The sequence below is a fragment of the Lyngbya sp. CCY1209 genome, assembly GCF_055795065.1.
Map to the genome: position 1 here is coordinate 1 of NZ_JAYFER010000080.1, position 1297 is coordinate 1297.

The window sequence follows — 1297 nt, forward strand, 5'->3', positions numbered from 1 at the left end:
ACGCCCCGCGATCGCGCCGAACCGCCGGGGATGTCGGCCACGTTCAGGGGGTAGGCCTTGCCCATGCGGTTGAGGATCACCATTTGTTGAGCGGTGGTTGTTCGGTAGGTGGCGATGGGGAAATCCTCCTCCGTTTCGACGGTGATATCTTCCGACAGTCGCGATCGCGATTCAGCCGTTTTCGGGGGCAGACGCCGGACATATCCCCGATAGGACACCTCAACAACGGTATCTTCTTCATTGAAAGCGTTTAAAACATCGACCGCCGACTGATAGCGCTGTTCGGGATACAACGCCAACAGCTTATCCAAAACCGTTCCAAATTGCGAACTGACCGGTTTCTTGAGATGCTGCCGCCATTCTTGCACCCAGCCATAACCCTTTAAACGCCACACTTCCCAAGGATGCATTCCCGTCAACAAATGAAAGCAAGTTGCCCCCACACTAAATAAATCGCTGGCCGGATAAACCTTCCCATCCTGCATCTGTTCCAGGGGAGCATAACCAAATGTGCCGATAGAGGTCCCCGTATAAATGGTTCCCTGCAATTGTTTGGAAACTCCAAAATCAATTAAAAAGAGGCGCCCGTCAGACCGCTGCCGCATCATATTTTCCGGCTTGATGTCCCGGTGAACAATGCCCCGGTCATGAATATATTTGAGTACCGGCAATAATTCATTGAGAAATTTGATGGTTTTCTGTTCATCAAATATCCCCCGTTTCAATTCGCCTAATAAATTATCGCCCTCGATAAAATCTTGAACAAAATAAAAATAGCTGCCTTCTGAAAAATAGGCTTTTAAATCGGGGATTTGCGGATGTTGGAGGTTTTGTAGCTGTCGTGCTTCTTGCTCGAATAATTGCTGGGCTTTTTGGACGGCGGCGGTGCTACCGGCTTGGGGGGCGAGTTGTTTGATGACGCACGTTTCCCCGAATTTATCATTATCCATCGCCAGGTAGGTTTTGCCAAACCCACCCTGACCCAAAGATTTCACGGGTCGGTAGCGGTGCCTCAGCAGCACCAGCGGCTTTTGGCATTTGGGACACAACCGGTTGGTGTCGGGAACCGAGGGGTTATCGCAGTTAGGGTTGAGACAGCATATCTGGTTCATGCTCGATACCGAGTAGTCGATCCAGTAGGGTGGGTTAGGCGGCTGAAACCTATGCTGTGAAGGCAATATAGCAATCCGCCGTAACCCACCGTTTAAGATGTGTCAGTCCAGTAGTGGACTATTTCTACTAAAACTGTGCATTAAAAAATAAATGGTGGGTTACGGCGCGGATGAACAGTTGTGGG

1 protein-coding gene is annotated in these 1297 nt (G+C 50.1%); it reads right to left on the reverse strand.

Translation table 11 applies throughout. The features are described 5' to 3' along the window. Positions 1 to 1112 (reverse strand): protein kinase domain-containing protein (locus AC0QHF_RS00410; protein ID WP_324702214.1); only part of this gene is annotated, 1112 nt, incomplete at its 3' end. Between the last annotated feature and the right edge of the window lie 185 nt (positions 1113 to 1297).